The organism is Variovorax sp. UC74_104 (genome assembly GCF_044055375.1).
In the GTDB taxonomy this organism is placed as follows: domain Bacteria; phylum Pseudomonadota; class Gammaproteobacteria; order Burkholderiales; family Burkholderiaceae_C; genus Variovorax.
The window spans coordinates 4,089,883-4,113,394 of sequence record NZ_CP171978.1; the positions used below are offsets into that span (position 1 = coordinate 4,089,883).

At 68.2% G+C, this 23,512-nt stretch carries 18 protein-coding genes and 1 pseudogene; 8 read left to right on the top strand and 11 right to left on the bottom strand.

The annotated features are described in order from the left end of the window. Nucleotides 1–34 precede the first annotated feature (34 nt). Nucleotides 35–2,641, top strand: coding sequence for a [protein-PII] uridylyltransferase (locus ACHMXA_RS19205; protein WP_395316208.1), 2,607 nt, complete (start codon nt 35–37; stop codon nt 2,639–2,641). A gap of 28 nt (nt 2,642–2,669) precedes the next feature. Beyond that, a complete protein-coding gene (locus tag ACHMXA_RS19210; protein ID WP_176664208.1) occupies nt 2,670–3,707 on the top strand; it encodes a sensor domain-containing diguanylate cyclase in 1,038 nt (345 codons plus the stop codon). Nucleotides 3,708–3,722: 15 nt separating this feature from the next. Here the strand turns inward: ACHMXA_RS19210 and ACHMXA_RS19215 are convergent, their stop codons facing one another. Both ACHMXA_RS19215 and ACHMXA_RS19220 read right to left on the bottom strand, forming a co-directional pair. After that, the gene (locus tag ACHMXA_RS19215) at nt 3,723–5,045 is read right to left on the bottom strand and encodes a bifunctional diguanylate cyclase/phosphodiesterase (protein WP_256098924.1); all 1,323 of its coding nucleotides are present in this window, start codon (nt 5,043–5,045) and stop codon (nt 3,723–3,725) included. 172 nt (nt 5,046–5,217) lie between these two features. Next, on the bottom strand, nt 5,218–5,574 hold the full coding sequence (locus tag ACHMXA_RS19220) for a hypothetical protein (RefSeq protein WP_395316209.1): 357 nt from the start codon (nt 5,572–5,574) through the stop codon (nt 5,218–5,220). Between the two features lie 188 nt (nt 5,575–5,762). Here ACHMXA_RS19220 and ACHMXA_RS19225 point away from each other — a divergent pair, with 188 nt between their 5' ends. From ACHMXA_RS19225 to ACHMXA_RS19235, 3 genes are read left to right on the top strand one after another with little or no spacing between them, the layout of a single operon-like run. Next, nucleotides 5,763–6,440 (top strand): HAD family hydrolase, encoded by a 678-nt coding sequence (locus ACHMXA_RS19225; protein ID WP_395316210.1) that lies wholly within the window; start codon nt 5,763–5,765, stop codon nt 6,438–6,440. Then, nucleotides 6,437–8,092: a phosphoglucomutase (alpha-D-glucose-1,6-bisphosphate-dependent) gene (pgm, locus tag ACHMXA_RS19230; protein ID WP_395316211.1), complete on the top strand. Its 1,656-nt coding sequence runs from the start codon at nt 6,437–6,439 to the stop codon at nt 8,090–8,092. Before ACHMXA_RS19225 ends, pgm begins: the two co-directional genes overlap by 4 nt. Nucleotides 8,093–8,098: 6 nt before the next feature. Next, nucleotides 8,099–8,497, top strand: coding sequence for a PPC domain-containing DNA-binding protein (locus ACHMXA_RS19235; protein WP_395316212.1), 399 nt, complete (start codon nt 8,099–8,101; stop codon nt 8,495–8,497). Nucleotides 8,498–8,500: 3 nt separating this feature from the next. On the opposite strand, the gene ACHMXA_RS19240 is transcribed toward ACHMXA_RS19235, so the two are convergent. The 4 genes from ACHMXA_RS19240 to ACHMXA_RS19255 form a co-directional block, all read right to left on the bottom strand. Further along, complete coding sequence (locus ACHMXA_RS19240) at nt 8,501–9,862, bottom strand: homoserine dehydrogenase (protein ID WP_395316213.1); 1,362 nt, start codon at nt 9,860–9,862, stop codon at nt 8,501–8,503. A gap of 273 nt (nt 9,863–10,135) precedes the next feature. Continuing rightward, a complete protein-coding gene (locus tag ACHMXA_RS19245) occupies nt 10,136–11,194 on the bottom strand; it encodes an amino acid ABC transporter permease (RefSeq protein WP_395316214.1) in 1,059 nt (352 codons plus the stop codon). Beyond that, nucleotides 11,191–12,195: an amino acid ABC transporter permease gene (locus ACHMXA_RS19250; protein ID WP_395316215.1), complete on the bottom strand. Its 1,005-nt coding sequence runs from the start codon at nt 12,193–12,195 to the stop codon at nt 11,191–11,193. Before ACHMXA_RS19250 ends, ACHMXA_RS19245 begins: the two co-directional genes overlap by 4 nt. Before the next feature lie 124 nt (nt 12,196–12,319). Then, nucleotides 12,320–13,354, bottom strand: a complete 1,035-nt coding sequence (locus ACHMXA_RS19255) for an amino acid ABC transporter substrate-binding protein (RefSeq protein ID WP_395321326.1) — start codon at nt 13,352–13,354, stop codon at nt 12,320–12,322. A 173-nt stretch (nt 13,355–13,527) separates the two neighbouring features. Here ACHMXA_RS19255 and ACHMXA_RS19260 point away from each other — a divergent pair, with 173 nt between their 5' ends. After that, nucleotides 13,528–13,923, top strand: a complete 396-nt coding sequence (locus tag ACHMXA_RS19260; RefSeq protein ID WP_176664217.1) for a DoxX family protein — start codon at nt 13,528–13,530, stop codon at nt 13,921–13,923. Between the two features lie 6 nt (nt 13,924–13,929). On the opposite strand, the gene def is transcribed toward ACHMXA_RS19260, so the two are convergent. The 5 genes and pseudogenes from def to smc form a co-directional block, all read right to left on the bottom strand. After that, the gene (gene def, locus ACHMXA_RS19265; RefSeq protein WP_395316216.1) at nt 13,930–14,469 is read right to left on the bottom strand and encodes a peptide deformylase; all 540 of its coding nucleotides are present in this window, start codon (nt 14,467–14,469) and stop codon (nt 13,930–13,932) included. A 45-nt stretch (nt 14,470–14,514) separates the two neighbouring features. After that, the gene (locus ACHMXA_RS19270) at nt 14,515–14,925 is read right to left on the bottom strand and encodes a hypothetical protein (protein WP_395316217.1); all 411 of its coding nucleotides are present in this window, start codon (nt 14,923–14,925) and stop codon (nt 14,515–14,517) included. Between the two features lie 130 nt (nt 14,926–15,055). Next, complete coding sequence (ligA, locus tag ACHMXA_RS19275; RefSeq protein ID WP_395316218.1) at nt 15,056–17,143, bottom strand: NAD-dependent DNA ligase LigA; 2,088 nt, start codon at nt 17,141–17,143, stop codon at nt 15,056–15,058. A 25-nt stretch (nt 17,144–17,168) separates the two neighbouring features. Beyond that, nucleotides 17,169–18,273 (bottom strand): annotated as a pseudogene (locus ACHMXA_RS19280) (cell division protein ZipA C-terminal FtsZ-binding domain-containing protein). An 18-nt stretch (nt 18,274–18,291) separates the two neighbouring features. After that, nucleotides 18,292–21,807: a chromosome segregation protein SMC gene (smc, locus tag ACHMXA_RS19285; protein ID WP_395316219.1), complete on the bottom strand. Its 3,516-nt coding sequence runs from the start codon at nt 21,805–21,807 to the stop codon at nt 18,292–18,294. Nucleotides 21,808–21,921: 114 nt separating this feature from the next. Between smc and ACHMXA_RS19290 the strand changes: the two genes are divergently transcribed. Further along, nucleotides 21,922–22,680: a hypothetical protein gene (locus ACHMXA_RS19290; protein WP_176664223.1), complete on the top strand. Its 759-nt coding sequence runs from the start codon at nt 21,922–21,924 to the stop codon at nt 22,678–22,680. 129 nt (nt 22,681–22,809) lie between these two features. After that, nucleotides 22,810–23,502 (top strand): mobilization protein, encoded by a 693-nt coding sequence (locus ACHMXA_RS19295; protein WP_395316220.1) that lies wholly within the window; start codon nt 22,810–22,812, stop codon nt 23,500–23,502. Nucleotides 23,503–23,512: the final 10 nt, after the last annotated feature.

Genomic DNA, 23,512 nt, shown 5'->3' on the forward strand with positions numbered 1-23,512 from the left:
CGCGGCAGCGCCGCTTTCCATCGCCTTTCCGCCCGTGATCGAAGCTGCCAACATCGACGTGGCGACGCTGCGCGAAGCCTATCGCGCCAAGAAGCTCGCCCTGTTCGACACCCTGCGCTTCGCGCGCGCCCCCACTCGCAGCGTCCACACGGTGCTGCGCCAGCTCTCGGCGCTGGCCGACGAAACCCTGTGCGCCCTGTGGCGCGAAGCCGGCTTCGGCGATTCGCTCACGCTGGCCGCCGTGGGCGGCTTCGGGCGCGGCGAACTGTTCCCGTATTCCGACGTCGACGTGCTGCTGCTGCTGCCGCCCGAGGGCGAGGCCGGCGGCATCGAGCCGGCCCGCATCGAGGCCTTCATCGGCCAGTGCTGGGACGCCGGCCTGGAGATCGGCTCCAGCGTGCGCACCGTCGAAGAATGCCTGGCGGAGGCCGAGAAGGACGTCACCGTCCAGACCTCGCTGCTCGAGGCGCGCCTGATCGCCGGCGACAAGAAGCTCTTCACCGCTTTCCGCCGCCGCTTCTCGCGCGCCATCGACCCGCAGGCCTTCTTCGTGGCCAAGTCGCAGGAGATGCGGCACCGCCACCAGAAGTTCGACAACACGCCCTACGCGCTGGAGCCCAACTGCAAGGAGTCGCCCGGCGGCCTGCGCGACCTGCAGACCATCCTCTGGATGACCAAGGCCGCCGGCTACGGCAGCCGCTGGGACGACCTCGCCAAGAACGGCCTGGCCACATCCTTCGAGGCGCAGCAGATCAAGCGCAACGAGGCGCTGCTTTCGCTCATCCGCGCGCGGCTGCACGTGATCGCCAACCGCCGCGAAGACCGCCTGGTGTTCGACCTGCAGACGGCCGTGGCCGCCAGCTTCGGCTACGAAAGCGAATCGCAGCGCAAGTCGAGCGAAGCGCTGATGCGGCGCTACTACTGGGCCGCCAAGGCGGTGTCGCAGCTCAACCAGATCCTGCTGCTCAACATCTCCGAGCGGCTGCAGCCCAGCGACGAGCAGCACACCCCGATCAACGAGCGCTTCTACGAACGCGCCGGCCTGATCGAGATCGCGAGCGACGACCTCTACGAGCGCGAACCGCACGCGGTGCTCGAGACCTTCCTGCTCTACCAGAAGACCATCGGCGTGAAGGGCCTGTCGGCGCGCACGCTGCGCGCGCTCTACAACGCGCGCCACGTGATGGACAGCAAGTTCCGCAACGACCCGGTCAACCACCAGACCTTCATGCGGATCCTGCTGCAGCCCTACGGCATCACGCATGCCTTCAGGCTGATGAACCAGACCTCGGTGCTCGGGCGCTACCTGCGGGTGTTCCGCAGCATCGTCGGGCAGATGCAGCACGACCTGTTCCACGTCTATACGGTGGACCAGCACATCCTGATGGTGCTGCGCAACGTGCGGCGCTTCTTCATCGCCGAGCACGCGCACGAGTACCCGTTCTGCTCGCAGCTGGCGGCCGGCTGGGACAAGCCCTGGATCCTGTACGTGGCCGCCCTCTTCCACGACATCGCCAAGGGCCGCGGCGGCGACCACTCCACGCTGGGCGCCCGCGACGTGCAGCGCTTCTGCAAGCAGCACGGCATCGCCCGGGAAGACGCCAAGCTCATCGAATTCCTGGTGGCCGAGCACCTGGTGATGAGTCAGGTCGCCCAGAAGCAGGACCTGAGCGATCCCGAGGTGATCGGCGCCTTCGCCAAACGCGTGGGCAACGAGCGCTACCTGACCGCGCTCTACCTGCTGACGGTGGCCGACATCCGCGGCACCTCGCCGCGCGTGTGGAACGCCTGGAAGGGCAAGCTGCTCGAGGACCTGTACCGCTACACCCTGCGCGCGCTGGGCGGCCGCATGCCCGACCCGGACGCCGAGGTCGAGTCCCGCAAGCGCGAGGCGCTGGTGCAGCTCGCCCTGCACGCCCAGCGATTCGAGGCACACAAGGCGCTGTGGGACACGCTCGACGTGGGCTACTTCATGCGCCACGACGCCTCCGAGATCGCCTGGCACGCCAAGCAGCTCGCGCGCTTCGTGCCGCCGCCCAACGTGCCCGTCGACCCGAAGGCACCGCCCATCGTGCGGGCGCACCTGTCGCCGGTGGGCGAAGGCCTGCAGGTGGTGGTCTACACGCCCGACCAGCCCGACCTTTTCGCGCGCATCTGCGGCTACTTCGACCAGGCCTCCTTCAGCATCCTGGACGCCAAGGTGCACACCACGAGCAACGGCTACGCGCTCGACACCTTCCAGGTCGTCACCACCTTCCTGCCGGACCACTACCGCGACCTGATCAGCATGGTCGAGTCGGGGCTGGCGCAGACGCTCACCGAGGCCGGCGCCCTGCCCCCGCCGAGCATGGGCCGGGTGTCGCGCCGGGTGCGCAGCTTCCCGATCAAGCCGCGCATCAGCCTGCTGCCCGACGACAAGGCGCAGCGCTGGCTGCTCAATATCTCGGCCAGCGACCGCGCCGGCCTGCTGTATTCGGTGGCCCGGGTGCTGGCGCGCCATCACCTGAACCTGCAGCTCGCCAAGGTCACGACGCTGGGCGAGCGGGTGGAAGACACCTTCCTGATCAGCGGCCCCGAACTCCAGGGCCAGAAGACGCAACTGGCCATCGAAACCGAATTGATGGAAGCACTGGCATCCTGAAACCCCGGGAGCCCTCAGAATGTCGGCCATGGAATTCCTGATCGAACAGCTATCCGAATCGGTCTCATCGGCCAAGACGCTGGAAGACCTCGCCCGCCCGATGCTCGAGATGCTCGAGGCGGCAACCGGCCTGGAATCGGCCTACCTCGCGATCATCGAGCCCGACAAGGCCCGCCAGCACATCCTCTTCGCGCACAACACGGGCGAGCTCGCCATTCCCGAGGGCGCCTATGTGCCCTGGGGCGACACGCTGTGCCGCCACGCGCTGGAAGAAAACCGCATCTACGCCGACGACGCCGGCGGCTGCTGGGGCGACGCCGATGCCGCCCGCGAGCTGGGCATCCAGTCCTGCGCCAGCGTGCCGGTCAACATCGACGACGGGGGCCTGCACGGCTCGCTGTGCGTCGCCAGCGCGCGGCAGGTTCCGCTGCCGGCCATTGCCGAGCCGGTATTGCGGCTGTTCGCCAAGCTGATCGGCCAGCAGGTGGAGCGCGAACGGATGATCGCCAAGCTCGACAAGGCCGGCATCGAACTCTCGGCCAATGCCGCGACCGACGTCCTCACCGGCCTGCCGAACCGACGCGCCCTCGTCGACGCGCTGCAGCGCATGCTGGCGCAGGGCGCGCGCAGCGCCCAGAGCGTGCTGGTCGGCTTCATCGACATGGACGACTTCAAGAAGATCAACGACGCGCATGGCCACGCGGTCGGCGACGAGTTCCTGGCGGCCATGGCGAAGCAGCTGTCGAGCTGTGTGCGCGCGAGCGACATGCTGGCGCGTTTCGGCTCCGACGAGTTCGTGGTGATCGGCCTGGGGCCGGGCCTCGGCGAATCGCCGCGTACCGGCGCCATGGCGCTGGGCGACCGGCTGGCGGAAAACACCAAGGGCGAGCTGAAGCTCAGGAACATGACGATCGACTACGCGGGCGCCAGCGTCGGCGTGGTGGCGGTCGACCCCCGCACCACCTCCGCCGAGGAAGCCCTGCGGCAAGCCGATGCCGCCATGTACGCGGTCAAGCACAGCCGCCGCGCCATGGCCCACGACGCCGGCGCACTCCTGCCGGGCTGAGCCCGGCCGTCGCGTTCAGGCGGCAGGCAGCGCGGCCGCGTCGCGTCCCCAGAGCGGCGCCTGCTCGTACTGCGCCACCCACTGCACGACGTCCTTGGCCGCCATCGGCCTGGCGATTCCGTAGCCCTGAGCCAGCGTGCAGCCCAGGGAGAGCAGCGCCTCGCCCTGCTTCGCGGTCTCTACACCCTCGGCCACGGCCGTGAGCCCCAGCGCGTGGAGCAGCGCGATGATGCCCTGCACGATGGCCCGGTCCTGGCTGTTGTCGAGCATGCCGCGCACGAAGGACTGGTCGATCTTCACGGTCGACACCGGCAGCTGCCGAAGGTAGGTGAGCGACGAATACCCGGTGCCGAAGTCGTCGATGGTGACGCCCACGCCCAGCATCTTGCAGGCCTCCACGAACAGCGCGACGTTCGCGAACTGGCTGATCGCCGTGGTCTCGAGGATCTCGAGTTCCAGCATGCCCTCGCCCTGCTTCGGAAACTGCGCCAGGTGCCGGGCCAGCCGCTCGACGAAGTCCCAGCGCATCATGTGGCGCGGCGCCACGTTCACGCTCACGGAGATGTGCAGGCCCGCCATGCGCCACTGGTGCGCCTGCCACAACGCCGTGGCGATGGCCCAGTCGCCGACCTGCTCCACCAGCTGGTCGTCCTCGATCAGCGGCACGAACTGCGCGGGCGGCAGCAGGCCGCGCTCGGGATGCTGCCAGCGGATGAGCGCCTCGACGCCCACCACCACGCCGCGCCGCATGTCGACCTTGGGCTGGTAGACCAGGAAGAACTCGCCCTGCAGCAGGCCTTCCTGGATGCGCTGCCGCTCGCGGATCACCTGCTCGTCGGCGCGGGCCCTGGGAGCGTCGAAGTAGTGCACCTTGCCGTCGGCTGCACGCTTGGCGAAGAAGGCGGCGTGCTGCGCCTGGCGCAGCGCGGTCTCGGGGGGCGGGCCGTTGCTGTCGAGCAGCATCGCGCCGATGCTGGCGTCGATGCTGGCCGTCTGGCCGCGCCAGGCCCAGGGTTCGGCCAGCGAGGTCTGGATGCGCTCCAGCACCTGGGCGCACTGCGAGGCGCCGAGGCCGGCGAACAGGGCCGCGAACTCGTCGCCGCCCACGCGGGCCATCACGCTCTCGCGCGGCAGCTCGGCCTTGATGCGCTGGGCCACTTCCTCAAGGGCGGCATTGCCCGCCACCATGCCCAGGCGCTCGTTCAACTCGGCAAAGCGGTCGACGTCGATGTAGCAGACGGCGGCCAGGCGCTTGCCCACGCGGGCCCAGTCGGCCATCAACGGGCGCAGCACCTCATCCGGCGGAAGACGGGCCGATCCGTCGTAGTACGACGGCAAGGAGACGGGAGGTTGCTGGTTCGACAAAAGACTGGGGCTCCGGAAGTCGCGGACTATTGTTCTCCCAATTCGAACTGTTTCGCCTGTTGCTGCGAAAATTTGTTACAGGCGATGTGTGAACAGCACAACACTTATGGCGAGAAAGGCAACACCGGGCGGCACCGGGAGGTGCTTACCCGCAATACGCACCGACCACGCGGCCGGTGGGCTCGACCTGCACGCTCAGCCGCATCATGTCCTGCGCCGGATCGGCAGGCTCGGTGGCCGGCACGGTGCGCGCCATGCGGGCACCGGCGCGCTGGCGCATTTCCTCCAGCAGTTGCTGGCTGATGCGCAGCCCCAGGCCGAATCGCACGGATGCCGCCTGGCACGCCTCCGGCGGCGTGACAAAGCCCGGGGGCTCCGGGACTTCCGGCGACAGGGGCCGCTCGGCCGGGGGCGCCTGGCAGCCGGCCAGCACGAGGCTCAGGCCCAGGCTCGAAGCCACTGCCGACAGACCAGGCCGGTATCGACCGTTCGTGATGCGCATCTTTCTTGCTCCTTCTTCAAGCTGATCCAAGCTGGCGCAAGCTTATTCAACTCCGGGGGCGCTCCTGTGGCACAGATTAAGCCAGCGAGGCGCGAAGCATCAACTAATTCACGCGGACTCCGACTGGCGTCGCATCCGAGGCGTATGCTGCACGCGGCGCGCAGCCAAGGCCCGTGGGCTTCCAAACCATGACATCACCTCCTGCCACCGTTTTCCTGATCGACGTCGACAACACGCTGCTCGACAACGACGGGGTCATCGCAGACCTCCGCGCCCGCCTCGAACAGTCCTTCGGCGCGCAGGAAGCCAGCCGCTACTGGGTCGCCTTCGAGCAACTGCGCGACCAGCTCGGCTACGTCGACTACCTCGGCGCCCTGCAGCGCTTGCGCGCCGGGGGAAGCCGCCTGGGCATGAGCGACCAGCGGCTTCTGCGGATGTCGAACTTTCTTATCGACTACCCCTTCGCCGACAAGCTCTACCCCGGCGCGCTGGAAGCGCTGAAGCACCTGAGCCGACACGGGCCCACCGTGATCCTGTCGGACGGCGACGTGGTGTTCCAGCCGCGCAAGGTGCAGCGCTCGGGCCTATGGGACGCCGTCGAAGGCCGCGTGCTGATCTACGTGCACAAGGAACAGATGCTCGATGTGGTCGAGCAGCTCCACCCGGCGCGGCACTACGTGATGATCGACGACAAGCTGCGCATCCTGTCGGCCATGAAAGCCATCTGGGGACCGCGTCTTACAACGGTCTTCGTGCGACAAGGGCACTATGCGCTCGACACGCAGGCCATTGCTGCCTACGCACCCGCCGACATCACCGTCGAGCGCATCTCGGATCTCATCAACTTCGACTTCCCATCGACATGAGCCAAGCAAGCAATCCTCTGGCGGGCCAGCCCGCACCCATCGAACTGCTGGTCGACGTGCCGCGCCTGGTTTCGGCCTACTACACCGGCCGGCCCGACCCGTCGGTGCCCGCGCAGCGCGTGGCCTTCGGCACCTCGGGACACCGCGGTTCCTCGTTCGACGACGCCTTCAACGAATGGCACGTGCTGGCGATCAGCCAGGCCATCTGCGACTACCGCAGGCAGAAAGGCATCGACGGACCGCTCTTCCTGGGCATCGACACGCACGCGCTGTCGACGCCGGCCTTCGGCAGCGCGGTCGAGGTGCTGGCGGCCAACGGCGTCGAGCTGATGATCTCGAAGGACGACGAGTACACGCCCACGCCGGCCGTGTCGCACGCCATCCTGGTCTACAACCGCGGCCGCACCGCCGGGCTGGCCGACGGCATCGTCATCACGCCTTCGCACAATCCGCCAGAGAGCGGCGGCTTCAAGTACAACCCGCCCAACGGCGGCCCGGCGGGCACCGACATCACCTCCGCCGTCGAGGCCGCGGCCAACAGGATGCTGGCCAACGGCCTCGAAGGCGTGAAGCGCATGCCGCTCGCGCAGGCGCTGCGCACCTCGACCACGCACCGCCACGACTACCTGAACACCTACGTCGAAGACCTTGCGCAGGTGCTCGACATGGACGCGATACGCGACGTGAACCTCGACCTGGGCGTCGATCCGCTGGGCGGCGCCGGCGTGAGCTACTGGCCCGCGATCGCAGAGCGCTACAAGCTCAAGCGCCTGAACGTGCTCAGCCGCGAGGTCGACCCCACCTTCCGCTTCATGTCGCTCGACTGGGACGGCCGCATCCGCATGGACCCCTCGTCGCCAGACGCCATGCACAAGCTGATCGAGCTGAAGGACCGCTTCGGCATCGCCTTCGCCTGCGACACCGACCACGACCGCCACGGCATCGTCTCCGGCAGCACCGGGCTGATGCAGCCCAACAGCTATCTCGCGGTGATGATCGACTACCTCTACACGCATCGCCCGCAGTGGCCCGCCCAGGCGGCCATCGGCAAGACGGTGGTCAGCAGCCAGATGATCGACCGCGTCGCAAACCGGCTCGGCCGCAGGCTGCACGAGGTGCCGGTGGGCTTCAAGTGGTTCGTCGACGGGCTGGTCGATGCCTCGCTGGCCTTTGGCGGCGAAGAGAGCGCAGGCGCGACCTTCCTGCGCAAGGACGGCTCGGTATGGACCACCGACAAGGACGGCATGGTGCCCGCCCTGCTCTCGGCCGAGATCGCCGCGCGCACGGGGCGCGACCCGGGCGAGCGCTATGCCGAGCTGACGCAGGCGCTGGGCAGGCCGGTGTCCGACCGCTTGGACGCGCCAGCCACGGTCGAGCAGAAGAAGCGGTTGTCGAGCCTTTCGCCGCAGCAGATCCGCTCGACCGAGCTCGCCGGCGACAAGATCGTCGAAGTGCTGAGCCATGCGCCGGGCAACGGCGCGGCCATTGGCGGCGTGAAAGTGGTGACGGCCAACGGCTGGTTCGCCGCGCGGCCTTCGGGCACGGAGAACATCTACAAGATCTACGGCGAGAGCTTCAAGGGCAAGGAACATCTCGCGCGCATCCTCGAGGAGGCGCAGCACGTGGTGGACGGGGCGCTCGCAGGGAACTGAAGTCGCATGCGGACGCTGGTGCTGCGGCTGAATCCGGGCGACGACCTGCGTGCGTCGCTCGACTCGGCCCTGGCCGGAAGCGGCAGCGAAGCGGCTTTCGTCGTCTCGGGCATCGGCAGCCTCAGCGGCGCGAACATCCGGTTCGCGGGCGCGCCGACGCCGACTCGCATCGAGGGCGACCTGGAAATCCTCACGCTCGCGGGCAGCCTGTCACCGGACGGCTCGCATCTGCACATCAGCGTGTCGGACGCCGAAGGCCGCGTCTTCGGCGGGCATGCGGCGCCGGGGTGCGCAGTGCGGACCACGGCGGAGATCCTCGTCGCCGTGCTGCCGGACTGGCAGTTCGCGAGAGCGCACGATCCGCTCACCGGCTACGCCGAGCTGAGCCCGCGCCGAAAGCCCTGAAGTTCAGCCTTCCAGCGACTCCACGCGCAGCGTGGTGACCGCGCCCGCCACTTCGGCGCGCGCCTGCAGCGCATGCACGGCGAGGTCGAACGTGCCCTGCTCCACCGGGCCGGTCAGCACCAGCACCTGCGGGCCCATGCCGGGCCGCTCGGCCGCCAGCGCGACCTGGCGCACCGGCACTTTCCGCTCCGCGAGACTGGCGGCGATCGCCTGGATCTGATTGACCGCATGCACCGGCACACGCAGGTAGTGCGAGGTGTGGACGGCTGCGCGCGGCACCACGGCGAGCGCATTCGTCGCATGGGCATGGACGCCGAGATGCGGCACGTGCTGCGCGGCATTCACTCCGTCGAGCCGCGCGACGTCCACAAGGTCGGCGATCACGGCGGAAGCGGTCTGCTCCGAGCCGGCGCCTGCGCCGTAGTACATCGTGAGTCCGGCCGCGTCGCTCTTCACCATCACGGCGTTCATCGAGCCGTTCACCTGCGCCATCATGTGCGCGGCGGGCACGAGCACCGGCTGCACGCGGAGCTCGACGCCGGCAGCCTGCCGGCGCGCGACGCCGAGCAGCTTGATGCGATGGCCCAGCTGCTCGGCGCAGGCCACATCCACGCCCTGCAGCGCGGTGATGCCCTCGACCTGCGCATCGGCGAAGCGAAGCGGCATGCCGAAGGCGTTGGCGGCAAGCAGGGTCAGCTTGTGGGCGGCGTCGATGCCCTCGATGTCGAAGCTGGGGTCGGCCTCCGCATAGCCCAGCGCCTGGGCCTGCGCCAGCGCGGCGGCAAAGTCCAGGCCCTCGTCGCGCATCTTGCTCAGGATGAAGTTGGTGGTGCCGTTGATGATGCCTGCCACCCATTCGATGCGATTGGCCGCGAGGCCTTCGCGCAGCGCCTTGATGATCGGGATGCTGACGGCCACCGCGCCTTCGTAGGCCACGATCACGCCCTTCTCGCGTGCGGCCGCGAAGATCTCCGCGCCGTGCACGGCCAGCAGCGCCTTGTTGGCCGTGACCACGTGCTTGCCGTGCGCGATGGCGGCCAGCACCCAGTCGCGCGCCGGGCCGGTGCCGCCGGCCACTTCGACCACCACGTCGACGTCTGGATGCGTGGCGACCTGCATCGCGTCGGCCGTCAGCGCGACGCTTTCTCCCACGATGGCGGCGGCGCGCTCCAGGTCGCGCGCGGCGACCATCACCAGTTCTATCGACCGGCCGGCCCGCGCCGCGATGTCGGCACGGTTTCGCGCCAGCACGCGGAAGGTGCCCGAACCCACGGTGCCGATGCCGATCATCCCCACGCGCAAGGTACGAATGGCCGCCTGGCGGTGGTGCAAGGGCTCTAGGGATTCAACGGGATCGCGGTACATGGACAACTCCTGACGAAAAAACAAAACCCAGCTGCCAGAGCTGGGTTCATTCGTTCGGGGAGAGAGCGATACACCAGGTGGCTGCCGGAACGGCCACCTGCGCGTGCTCAGGTGGCCGCGGTGGTAATGGTGGTAATCATTCGAGCAACAACCATCGCCTGCGCGGAGGCAGGCGGCATCATGCGAGCCATCAGGGCTGCGTTGGATGCGGGGTGGAGGTTGTGGCGCGACATGAGAAGGCCCGGAGTGTACAGGAGCCGGGAGGCGGCCAGTTCAGGGCGCTGCCGACAGCCGCTTTTCGAGCCACACGCTGTAGCGCGAGAGACCGAAGCACAGCACCCAGTACACCGCGGCCACGAAGAGATAGCCCTCGAGGTAGAACGGCCGCCAGGTCGGGTCGCCGCCCAGCGCCAGCCCCAGCGCGCCCGTCAGCTCGAAGAGGCCGACCACGGTGACCAGCGAGGTGTCCTTCAGCGTGCCGACCACGTTGTTGGTGAGCGCGGGCACGACGAGGCGCAGCGCCTGCGGCAGCACGATGTCGCGCTGCACCGGCCAGCGGCCGAAGCCCAGCGCCATCGCCACTTCGGTCTGCCCGCGCGGCACGGCCTGCAGGCCGCCGCGGATGATCTCCGCAAGGTAGGCCGCCACGAAGAGCGCCAACCCAGCGAGAACGCGCACCAGCACGTCGGGCTGCCATCCGGCGGGCCACAGCAGCGGCAGCAGGAACGAGGCCATGAACAGCACCGAGATCAGCGGCACGCCGCGCACCAGCTCGATGTAGCTCGCGCTTAGCGTCCGCACCACGGGCCAGTCCGACCGGCGCCCCAGGGCGAGCAGCAGCGCCAGCGGAAAGGCCAGCGCCAGCCCCACCACCGCAAGCCCGATGGTCAGCGGCAGGCCGCCCCAGCGCCCCGTGGGCACATGGCTCAGGCCCAGCACGCCGCCGCGCATCAGCAGCACGAAGAGCAGCAGCGCGACGATCCACAGCGGCACCAGCCACCAGCGCCAAGTGCGCGGCCAGGCGCTGAGCATCGTCACCGCCGACAGCACCACGACCGCGACGGCCGGACGCCACTGTTCCTCGTACGGGAAGCGCCCGAACAGCATCGGCCGCCATTTCTCGGCCACCACGCCCCAGCAGGCGCCATGCTGCACCGCACGGCAGGCTTCGGCGTCGGGCCGGAACACCGCGTGCACGATGCCCCATTCGACGACGTGGAAGCCGATCCACATCAACAGCGCCAGCAGCAGCACCGTGGCGAGCGAACGCAGCGGGGAGCCCCACAGCTCGCGGCGCCATTCGACGGGTTGCCCTCGCGCTGCGACTCTCATCGCCAGCCCCGCAATGCAACGCGCGCGTTGTAGCGGTTCATGCCGAAGGAGATCACCAGCGACAGCGACAGGTAGACCGCCATGATGATCGCGATGCACTCGAAGGCCCGTCCGTTCGTCCCGATGGTGGTGTTGGCCACCGACACCAACTCCGGATAGCCCACCGCCACCGCCAGCGACGAGTTCTTGGTGAGGCTCAGGATCTGGTTGGTGAGCGAAGGCACGATCACCCGCAGCGCCTGCGGCAGCACGACGATGCGCAGTTGCTGCACCGGCGAAAGCCCCAGCGCCTGCCCCGCCAGCACCTGCCCCTGCGGCACCGACAGGATGCCCGCGCGCACGATCTCCGCCACGAAAGCGGCCGAGTAGAGACTCAGGCTCGCCAAGATGGTCACGTACTCGGGGCTGAGCGCCGCTCCGCCGCTCACCCCGAAATCGCCGCGCTCGGGAAGCTCGAAATGCAGCCCGCCCTCGCCCATCATCGGCCAGGGCACGCTGAGGCCGCCCTTGCTCAGCCACACGCCCGGCAGCAAGCGCACCGGCTCGGTCGGGTCGGGCAGCAGGTTCGCCATCGCGAAGGCCAGCATCAGCAGTTGCACCAGCAGCGGCACGTTGCGCACCAGCTCGACGTAAGCGGTGCAGATGCCGCGCAGCAGCACGTGCGGCGCCAGCCGGCCGATGCCGATCAGCGTGCCCAGCACCACCGAGAAGATGGCCGCCGGCACCGCCGCGCGCACCGTATTGATCAGCCCCGCGAGAAAGGCGCGCCAGAACGGCTGGCTGGCATCGAAGTCGAGCCAGCCTTCGCTGATCGAGAAGCCCGCGGGCTCGGTGAGAAAGTCGAAGCCCGAACGCACGCCGCGCGCGCGCAGCACTTCGAGCGCATGGTGAACCACCCAGACCGCGCCGGCCACCACGGCCAGCACCAGCAGGGCCTGGACGGCCCAGGCCAGCCAGACCCCGCGCGATGACGAAGGAACAGCGCTTGTACGGATAGTCATTGCGTCGTGGAGAAGCGATCCGATGCCAGGAACACCGCGGAACCGGCTTCGCCGGGCCGCAGGTGTTGCCCCCGGCGAGGGGGTTGGCGAAGCGACACGAAGTGCGCGAAGCCTGGGGGTGGCCTTACCTCACGGGGGGAGCGTAGATCAGACCGCCCTTGCTCCAGAGGTTGTTGGAGCCACGGGGCAGCTTCAGCACCGACTTCGGTCCGACGTTGCGCTCGAAGATCTCGCCGTAGTTGCCCACGGCCTTGATCGCGCGGAAGGACCAGTCCTTGTCGAGGCCCAGCAGCTTGCCGAGGTCTTCGCCGGCACCGAGCAGGCGCTGCTGCGCAGGGTCCTTGCTGCTGGCCTTGAGCTCGTCGGCATTGGCCTGCGTGACGCCGAATTCCTCTGCCTCGATGAGCGCGTTGGGCACCCACTTGGCAATGGCGAACCACTCGTCGTCGCCGCGACGCACCAGCGGCGCCAGCGGCTCCTTGGAGATCAGCTCGGGCAGGATGATGTAGTCGTCGGGGTTGGTCGCTTCCTTGTTGCGCAGGCCGGCCAGCGCCGACGCGTCGGTCGTGAAGGCCTGGCAGCGGCCCGAGAAGAAGGCCTTGAACGAAGCCTCGAAGCTCTCGAACACCACCGTCTTCACCGGAATGCCCTGCGCGCGGAAGTAATCCGACACGTTCTTCTCGTTGGTCGTGCCCGACTGGGTGCAGATGGTTGCGTTCTTAAGCTGCTTGGCGCTCGTCACCTTGAGCTTCTTGGGCACCAGGAAGCCCTGGCCATCGTAGTAGGTGATGGTGGTGAAGTTGAAGCCCAGCGAGGCATCGCGCGTGAGCGTCCAGGTGGTGTTGCGCGCGAGGATGTCGATCTCGCCGGCTTGCAGGGCCGAGAAGCGCTGCTGCGAATTGAGCGGCACGAAGTCGACCTTCTTGCCGTCGCCGAGCACGGCAGCCGCGATGGCGCGGCAGGTGTCGACATCGAGGCCCGACCAGTTGCCCTGCGTGTCGGGCGCCGAGAAGCCGGCCACGCCGTTGGTCACGCCGCACTTGACGGTGCCGCGCTGCTTGACCGCATCGAGCGTCTTGCCGGCGAAGGCAGGGGTTGCAAAGGCCAGGGCGGCGAGGCAGGCGCCGGCGAGCAACGCCGGTCGGAAGGGTTTGTTCATCATTGGTGTTCTCCTCATCAACAACGGTAAGCAAAAGGCAGTGTACGGGCCGACGCCGGACTCTGCCAAAGAACTCCGGGTTGGATGCATATGCACCTCGTCGGGCTGGCTGGAAGCGCCGCGGGTTCACTACCATACGGCCCTTCAACAACCACTCAATGGGAATCCACACAATGGTCAAATCCGACGACACCGGCAAGTTCATCCTGCGCGTTTCGCTTGGCGTGCTGATCCTGCTGCATGGCATCGCCAAGCTGCAAGGCGGCGTCGGCTTCATCTCGGGCATGCTGGCCCAGCATGGCCTGCCGGGAGCACTGGCCTACCTGGTCTACATCGGGGAAGTGGTGGCGCCCGTGCTGCTGATCATCGGCCTCTACACGCGTCCCGCCGCCTGGATCGTGGCCATCAACATGCTGGTGGCGATCGCGCTGGTCCACACCAAGGAACTGGGCGCGCTGGGCAAGCAAGGCGGATGGGCGCTGGAACTGCAGGGCATGTTCCTTGCCGCGGCGCTCGGCCTCGCCTTCATGGGCGGCGGCCGCTTCGCGCTGAGCAGCAAGTACAACTGAGCGGGCTCAGTCGTCGTCGGACGCATCGAGGCCCGGAAACAGGACCTCTGTGTAGCCGAAGCGCGAGAAATCGCGCACCCTCATCGGGTAGAGCTTGCCCAGGAGATGGTCGACCTCGTGCTGCACCACGCGCGCATGGAAGCCAGTGGCGACCCGGTCGATCGGGTCGCCATACGGATCGAACCCGGTATAGCGGATGTTGGCGAAGCGCGGCACCACGCCGCGCAGGCCCGGCACCGACAGGCAGCCTTCCCAGCCCTCCTCTTCCTCGTCGTTCAGCGGCGTGATGACGGGGTTCAGCAGCACGGTGCGAGGCACCGGCGGCGCGTCGGGGTAGCGGGGGTTCACGACATCGGTGCCGAAGATCACCAGTTGCTGGTCGACGCCGATCTGCGGCGCGGCAAGACCGGCGCCATTGACCGCATGCATGGTCTCGAACATGTCGCGCACCAGCATGTGCAGTTCGTCGGTGTCGAAGGTGGCGACCGGCTGCGCGATGCGCAGCAGCCGTGGGTCGCCCATTTTCAGGATTTCGCGGATGGCCATGGCGGGATTATCGCGACGGCCTCCGGTCTCCACTCCCCAAGGGAATCAGGGAGGGGTCTGGGTGTTGGAGTCGGGCGAGGTCCACAGACGCGCGTTGCCGCGCGGCGGCGTCGGGATGGAGCCGGGGCCGCCACCCGTGACTGGCGGACGAGGCACCACGACCGGCGGCACCGGCCGGCTACCGCCGCCCCATACCGGCGGGCGGGCTGGATAGTTCGGGCGATCGTAGTAAGGCCTGTCGTAATAGCGCGGACGCCGCTCGTAGTAGCCGCCGCCGTTGATGTAGACCGGTGCCGGCACCACCACGGGCGCCGGTTCGCTGTAGTAAGGCCCCGACGAATAGCCCCCGCCATAGCCTCCGCCGTAGTAGGGATCGGCGGGCACGCCCACGCAGCCCGACAGCAGCACGACGCCGCCGACTGCTGCACAGGCACCGAGAACTCGAATTCTTTTCATGAGGGACTCTCCTTGTGGCCTTCAATTAGCTTTCAACGCCAGGTTTTAGACCCTGTTGACTGCGCTCCGATGAAGTCGCGTAACGGCCGGTAAAGAGGACCGGCCGCCGCCTTTGCCGACTGCGCCCCGTTCAGGCCGCCGGAACGCCGTTGGCGAGGATCTCCAGCATACGCGCCTCGTCGATGATCTCCACGCCGGCTTCGCGCGCCTTCTCGAGCTTGCTCCCGGCCTCTTCGCCGGCCACCAGGTAGTGGGTCTTCTTGCTGACCGAGCCGGACACCTTCGCGCCAGCCGCCTCCAATTTATCCTTCGCCTCGTCGCGGCTCAGCGTAGGAAGGGTACCGGTGATCACGAAGGTCAGGCCCGCCAGCGGCTTCGGCGCCCTGGCCGCCGGCTCGCCCTCCTCCCACGTCAGCCCGCACGCGCGCAGCTGCTCGACCACCTCGCGGTTGTGCGGCTGGTCGAAGAAGGTGCGCAGGCTCTGCGCCACCACCGGGCCGACGTCGTTCACCTCGAGCAACTGTTCCTCGGTCGCATCCATGATCGAGTCCAGCTTGCCGAAGTGCTTGGCCAGGTCCTTCGCGGTGCTCTCACCCACGTGGCGGATGCCGAGGCCGAACAGGAAGCGCGGCAGCGTGGTCTTCTTCGAGGCCTCCAGAGCGTCGACGAGGTTCTTCGCCGACTTCTCCGCCATGCGATCCAGCCCCGCCAGCGTGATAAAGCCCAGCTTGTAGAGATCGGGCAAGGTGCGGATCAGGTTCGAGTCGACGAGCTGCTCTACCAGTTTGTCGCCGAGCCCGTCGACATCCACCGCGCGCCGCGCCGCGAAATGCAGGATCGCCTCCTTGCGCTGCGCCGCGCAGAACAGGCCTCCCGTGCAGCGATAGTCGACCTCGCCCTCCTCGCGCACCGCTTCCGAGCCGCAGACGGGGCACTTGTGCGGCATCGTGAAGACCGCGCCGCGCTGGTCGTCGGGCTTGGCCAGGCTTTCAGGCGCGACGCCGACCACTTCGGGAATCACGTCTCCGGCGCGGCGCACGATCACCGTGTCGCCCACGCGCACGTCCTTGCGGCGGGCCTCGTCCTCGTTGTGCAGCGTGGCGTTGGTCACCGTCACCCCGCCGACGAACACCGGCGCCAGCTTGGCCACCGGCGTGAGCTTGCCTGTGCGCCCGACCTGGATCTCGATGCCGACCACCTCGGTCAGCTGCTCCTGGGCCGGGTACTTGTGGGCCACGGCCCAGCGCGGCTCGCGCGAGACGAAACCCAGCTGCCGCTGCAGCTCGATGCTGTCGACCTTGTAGACCACGCCGTCGATGTCGTACGGCAAGGCATCGCGCTGGCGGCCGATGTTCTCGTGAAACGCTATGAGTTCGATAGCACCGGTGGCGCGCGCCGTCTGCGTGGCGACCGGGAAGCCCCATTCGTGGAACTGCTGCAGCCAGTCGAACTGCGTAGGCCACTCGGGCCCGCCCTCGGCCGCCGGCGTGACCTCGCCCAGCCCGTAGGCAAAAAAGCTCAGCGGCCGCGCCGCGGCAATCGCCGGATCGAGCTGGCGCACCGCACCGGCCGCCGCATTGCGCGGATTGACGAACACCTTCTCGTTCTTCTGCCCGTCCGCGATCTTCTGGCGCTGGCGCTCGTTGAGCGCGTCGAAGTCCGCGCGCTTCATGTAGACCTCGCCGCGCACCTCGACCACCGGCGGCGCCTTGCCGTTGAGCCGCAACGGAATCTCGCGAACCGTGCGGATGTTCTGCGTGACATCCTCGCCCACCTCGCCGTCGCCGCGCGTCGCGGCCTGCACCAGCACGCCGTTCTCGTAGCGCAGGTTCATGGCGAGGCCGTCGAACTTCAGCTCGCAGACGTAGCTGACCTGCGGCCCGTCCTCGGCCAGGCCCAGTTCCCGGCGCACGCGCGCATCGAAGGCGCTCGCGCCGCCGGGCGTGATGTCGGTCTCGGTGCGGATCGACAGCATCGGCACCTTGTGGCGCACCTTCACGAAGCCATCGAGCACCTTGCCGCCGACGCGCTGGGTCGGCGAATCGGACGTGCGCAGATCGGGAAACTCGGCTTCGATGGCCTGCAGGCGCTGGAAGAGCTTGTCGTACTCCGCGTCCGGCAGCTCGGGCGCGTCGAGCACGTAGTAGAGATGGGCGTGCCTGTGGAGCTGTTCGCTCAGTGCGGCGGCTTCGCGTGCCGCTTCGTCGCGCGTCGTCATGGTGTCTCCCGGGGAGGAATCGAAATCAGCTGAAGAGTCGCCGCGCCAGCGGAGAACCCGGCGGCAAGGTCGCGCCCGTCGAGCGTGTCGTAGAGCTGTTCGAGGTCGGCGCCGATGACGTCCATGGTCTCGTCGCGCAGCAGCTGGCCGTCGCTGTCGGTGACCACGCCGTCCATCTCGCGCGCCAGCGTGGCGGCGGCTTCGCGCATGCGGCGGAAAGGCTCCTCGGCACGGTCGACCTGCGGCACGTCCAGGCTCAGGCTGAGTTCGCGGATGGCCGACTGGGCCGGATCGTCGGCCAGTGCGGCCTGGGTGTCGAAGGCCAGCCCGAGGATCGGCGGCAGGCCGGCCTCGCTGGCCGGCAGCACCATGCGCCCGGGAATGATGCCCGCCACGAAGCCCAGCCGTGCGGCGTTCTGCTGCACGTAGCCGGGACTCCAGGCCGCATGCAGCGCACGCAGCACGAAGCTCAGCTGCGCATCGTGCGCGCTGGCGAACTGGTCGAGTTCGCGGGCACGCGCCACTTCGTCGAGCATCTCGGGGAACTCGGGAGCACCGTTGACCGCGTCGGCGAAGGCCTGGGCCTTGACCACGAACTCGGAATACTCGATCTCGTTGAGCGCGCCCGTGCGGTTGGCCAGTTGCACGCCGACCTGGAAGGCGCTGTAGCGCTGGCCGGGAACGGGAGGCTCCCACTGGCCCGTGTGCTCGTTCAGGCCCTCGATGGCCACCGGCTTGCTGCCGGCCCGGCGGGTCGAGGGCATGGCAGCAATGGCGGCATCGCCCGAGGCCAGGCCGTCGAGCGAGATCGGCGCGATCACGTCGATCAGTGGATCGAGTCCGCCGCGACGCTCGGCAGTAGGCACAGGTACGCCGCTGGGCGCCGGGAGGTCGGGGTCGAACAGCGGCTCATGCCGGTCGGCGACCTGCACCTTGTTGGGATCGACATGAAGCACCGGCTCCACGTCGTCGGCGCCTGCGGCCAGCGCGCGCTCGGCCTCGTCGAGCGCGACATCGACCGCGTCGGGTTGCCGCGGCGCATTGCGGCGCGACATCATGGCCTCGTAGCCGACGACGGCCGCGAGAACGAGGCCGCCGAAGATTGCCAGGGCGAGTGTGAGATTGCTCATGGATCGTTGCCGCCCGGCTTATGCGGCTTCGACCATGGACACCGCCGACTCCATGTCGACCGCCACGATGCGCGAGACGCCCTGCTCCTGCATCGTCACGCCGATCAGCTGTTCGGCCATTTCCATGGCGATCTTGTTGTGGCTGATGAAGAGGAACTGGGTTTCGCGGCTCATGGCGGAGACGAGTTTGGCATAGCGCTCGGTGTTGGCGTCGTCCAGCGGCGCGTCCACTTCGTCGAGCAAACAGAAAGGCGCCGGGTTCAGCTGGAAGATGGCGAACACGAGCGCGATGGCCGTGAGCGCCTTCTCGCCGCCCGACAGCAGGTGGATGGTCTGGTTCTTCTTGCCGGGAGGCTGCGCCATCACCTGCACGCCGGAATCGAGGATCTCGTCGCCGGTCATCATGAGCTTGGCATTGCCGCCGCCGAAGAGCTCCGGGAACATCCGGCTGAAGTGCTCGTTGACGATCTTGAAGGTGCCGCCCAGCAGGTCGCGCGTCTCGGCGTCGATCTTGCGGATGGCGTCTTCCAGCGTTCCGATGGCTTCGTTCAGGTCGGCCGACTGCGCGTCGAGGAAGGTCTTGCGCTCGCTCGCGATGGCGAGTTCGTCGAGCGCGGCAAGGTTCACCGCACCGAGCGCGACCACCTCGCGGTTGAGGCGGTCGATTTCGCTCTGCAGCCCGGTGAGCTTTACCTTCTCGGTCTCGATCGACTGCTCGACGGCTTCGAGGTCGGCGCCGGCGTCGTCGAGCAGCTGCTGGTATTGCTCGACGCCCAGGCGCGCGGCCTGCTCCTTCAGCTGGAACTCGGTGATGCGCTGGCGCAGCGGGTCGAGCTCGCGCTCGAGCTGCAGGCGGCGCTCGTCGCTGGCGCGCAACTTGAGCGTGAGGTCGTCGTACTGGCTGCGCGCCGCGCCCAGCGCGGCCTCGCGTTCGAGCTTGAGCGCCAGCGCGTCCTGCAGGCCGGCCTGGGCCGCGGCGTCGGACAGGCGGCTCAGTTCGGCACGGGCGCGCTCGTCTTCGTCGGTGAGCGCCACTGTCTGCTGCGCGGCGGTTTCGATCGAGCGGTTGAGCTCCGCGCGGCGGGCTTCGAGCGTGCGCTGCGAGAAGGTGGCCTCCTGCGCCTGGCGTTCGAGGCTGCGATGCTGCTCGCGGCTCGCGGCCAGCGCGCGGTTGGCTTCGATCACGCGCTCGTCGAGTTCGGCATGGCGTTCCTGGCTGTCGGCCAGCTGCATGTCGAGTTCCTCGAAGCGGCCTTCGGCTGCGATGCGCCTTTCCTGCAGTTCCTCGAGCTGCGCGTCGACTTCGCCGAGGTCGGCGGCCAGCTGCTGGCTGCGGGCGCGGGTCTGCTCGGCGAGCTGCGTCATGCGCAGCGTCTCGACCTGCAGTTCGTGCGCGCGCGACTGGGTCTCGGCGGCTTCGCGCCGGGCCGTGACGAGGCGCGAAGCCGCATCCGCATAGGCGGCTTCGGCGCGGACCAGCGCAGTGCGCGCCTCTTCGGTGATGAGCGTCTGGGCGCGCAGCTGGCGCTCCAGGTTTTCCATTTCCTGCTGGCGGGCCAGCAGGCCGGCCTGCTCGGAATCGGGCGCGTAGAAGTTGACGCTGTGCGCAGAGACGGCATGGCCGCTGCGCACATAGATGACCTCGCCGGGCTGCAGCGAACCGCGCTGGGCCAGCGCTTCCTCGAAGCTGGCGGCGGTGTAGCAGCCATGCAGCCAGTCGCTCAGCAGCGCCTGCTGGCCGGCATCGTTCAGGCGCAGCAAGCTCGAAAGGCGCGGCAGCGTTGCCGAGCCCTCGGGCACGGCTGCGGCCGGCGGGCTGTAGAAGGCCAGCTTGGCTGGCGGCGCGTCGTTGCCGAAGGCGCGCACCATTTCCAGCCGGCTGACTTCGAGCGCACCCAGGCGCTCGCGCAGCGCGGCTTCGAGCGCGTTCTCCCAGCCCTGTTCGATGTGGATGCGGCTCCACAGGCCTTGCAGGCCGTCGAGGCCGTGTTTGGCGAGCCAGGGAGCCAGCTTGCCGTCCGTCTTGACCTTTTCCTGCAGCGCGCGCAGCGCCTCGAGACGGGCCGAGAACTCGGCATGGCGGGCACCTTCGGTGTTGACGGCCAGTTGCTTCGCGCGGCGGTCGTCGTCGAGCTGCGGCACGGCTTCCTGCAGCTCCTGCAGGCGCGCGTCGGCTTCGCTCGCGGCCTCCTGCGCCATCGCGTGCTGCTCCTGCATTTCGAGCAGGCGGGCTTCATCGGGCGCGGCCAGCGCATTCTGGTCGGCGCGCAGGCGTTCGCTGCGCATGGTGAGCTGGCGGCTCTGTTCCTCGATGTTGCGCTGGTCGGCGGCCAGCACCTGGATCTGCTGCTGCACCTGCGACACGGTCGTGCGCTGGGCATTGGCCTCGTCCTGCGCGCGCTGCACAGCCTCTTCGAGATCGGGCAGGCGCGCGTCGTGCTCTTCGAGCTGGGCGGCCAGCATGATGGCCTGCTCTTCCGCATCCACGCCAGCGCCGGCCAGGGTCTCGATCTCGGCCTCGGCCTCTTCGCGGCGGCGGCCCCATTGGCCCATCTGCTCGCGCAGCTGGATCAGGCGCTGCTCGACGCGCTGGCGGCCCTCGACCACGAAGCGGATCTCGCCTTCGAGCCGGCCGACTTCGGCGCTGGCCTCGTAGAGCTTGCCCTGCGCCTGGTTGACTTGGTCGCCGGCGCCGTAGTGCGCCTGGCGCACGGTTTCGAGCTCGGCCTCGATGTGGCGCAGGTCGGCCGTGCGCGATTCGAGGTCGTTGATGGCGCGCTCGGAGTCGGCCTTGATCTTGGCCTGGTCGGCGTTGCTCTCGCTGCGCTTGAGGAACCACAGCTGGTGCTGTTTCTTCGTGGCGTCGCCCTGCAGCGCGTTGTAGCGCGCGGCCACCTCGGCCTGCTTCTCGAGCTTCTCGAGGTTGGCGTTGAGTTCGCGAAGGATGTCCTCGACCCGCGTGAGGTTCTCGCGCGTGTCGCCCAGGCGGTTCTCGGTTTCGCGGCGGCGCTCCTTGTACTTGGAGACGCCGGCGGCTTCTTCTAGGAAGAGGCGCAGTTCTTCGGGCTTGGATTCGATGATCCGGCTGATCGTGCCCTGGCCGATGATGGCGTAGGCGCGGGGGCCGAGGCCGGTGCCCAGGAACACGTCCTGCACGTCGCGGCGGCGCACCGGCTGGTTGTTGATGTAGTAGCTGCTGGTGCCGTCGCGGGTGAGCACGCGGCGCACGGCGATCTCGCTGAACTGGTTCCACTGGCCGCCGGCGCGATGGTCGGCGTTGTCGAACACCAGTTCCACGCTCGAGCGGCTGGCCTGCTTGCGGGTGGTCGTGCCGTTGAAGATCACGTCCTGCATCGACTCGCCGCGCAGCTCCGAGGCGCGCGATTCGCCGAGCACCCAGCGCACCGCATCCATGATGTTCGACTTGCCGCAACCGTTGGGCCCGACAACGCCCACCAGTTGGCCCGGCAGCATGAAGTTGGTGGGTTCGGCGAACGACTTGAAGCCCGATAGCTTGATGGAATTAAGACGCACGACTTGTCGGCCTGCCTTGGCTGTACCGCCAAGGTATTGATTTGTAAGGAAAATTGCACGGGCCCGCAGCTTGCAGCAGGCCGCCGCCCCAGCCGTGGATGATAACGTCAGGGCATGCACGATTCCCCGGTTTCACCCCTCGCCGCACGATGGGCCTGCCTCCTGGCGGGCATGGCCGTCGCGCTGGGCACCGCAGGCTGTTCGTCGATGCGCGACACCGAGCGCGCCGAGCCCTACAACAACCAGGAATGGCTCCAGTCCGGCGCCAACCGCATCGCCAACCTGTCGCTGCGCGACAACCTGCAGTCGGTGCGCCGGGTGCAGAGCACGCTCTACAAGCGCAACCCGCGCGAATGGCGAAAGTCGGCGGCCAGCATGGACGAAGCCATCCAGCGCTCCTGGGACGCGGTGCTCAAGGGACCGCCCCTGCCCGAACTCAAGGGCGCCAGCGGCATCGATGCCATCCGCATGGCCTTCGACACCACTCCGCAGGGCTACCAGGGCGACCGCGTGGCGGCGCTGGTCTACGGCTGGGCCACCATGCTCAAGCAAGCCAACGGCGACACCTGGGACCAGACCATGCTCGACGGCGTCAACGCCGAGAACAGCTTCAGGGCCGCACGCAACTTCGAGATCTCGCTGTGGCTCATCTCCTCCAAGACCGGCCCCGACGGCCAGCCGCTGCTTCTGGCCACCGAGATCAGCGACCGCGGCCGCAACCTCGTGGCCGACCGCGAACTGTCGAAGGTGGTTGCACGGCTCGACCTGCTCGCGGCCCAGGCCGACGAGAAGTACCGCCGAGCGGCGCTCGACTTCGGGCAGAACTGGGTGATGGGGGTGGTCATGCCGCTTTTCACGCTCGTGCCCAAGTGAGCCCGCCGGGCGCGCCTCTTGCTGCAAGCCGTTACGCGATCGCAAGAGGCGACGAATCGAAGGAGAAAGCCGACCCCTAGAATGGCCCGGCCCTCCCCCTCCTCAACCCATTCGAGGCAGCAGCAACTCATGAGCTCCATCAATTTCATCGGCGGCGAAAAAGGCGGCGTAGGCAAGTCGGTCACCGCGCGCGTGCTGGCCCAGTACTTCATCGACCACAGCCGGCCCTTCACCGGCTTCGACACCGACCGCTCGCACAGCTCGTTCACCCGCTTCTACGAAGGCTTCGCCTCGCCGGTGGTGGTCGACAGCTTCGAAGGGCTCGATACGGTCGTCAACGGCTTCGAGACGAACCCGCAGCAGAGCGTGATCGTCGACCTCGCGGCGCAGACGCTGGCGCCGCTCGCGCGCTGGATCAAGGAATCCGACCTCTTCGACGTGTTCGCCGAGATCGGCGTCACCGTCAACTTCTGGCATGTGCTGGACGACGGCAAGGACTCGACCGACCTGCTCGGCACGCTGATCGACACCTTCGGCAACCGCCCCAACTACATCGTGGTGCAGAACTACGGCCGCGGCAGCGACTTCGGCATGCTGCTGGGTTCGCAGTCGCTCGCGAAGGCCGCGGCCAACGGCGCGCGCGTGATCGCCCTGCCCCGCCTGCACGACGCGAGCATGCGCAAGATCGATGCGCAGAACACCAGCTTCTGGAAGGCCGTGAACGACCGCGAAGGGCCGCATGCGCTGGGGCTGCTGGAGCGCCAGCGCGTGAAGTCGTGGCTGGCGACGGCCTACGCGGCCTTCGATACGCTGCCGCTGTAGGTTCGTTGCC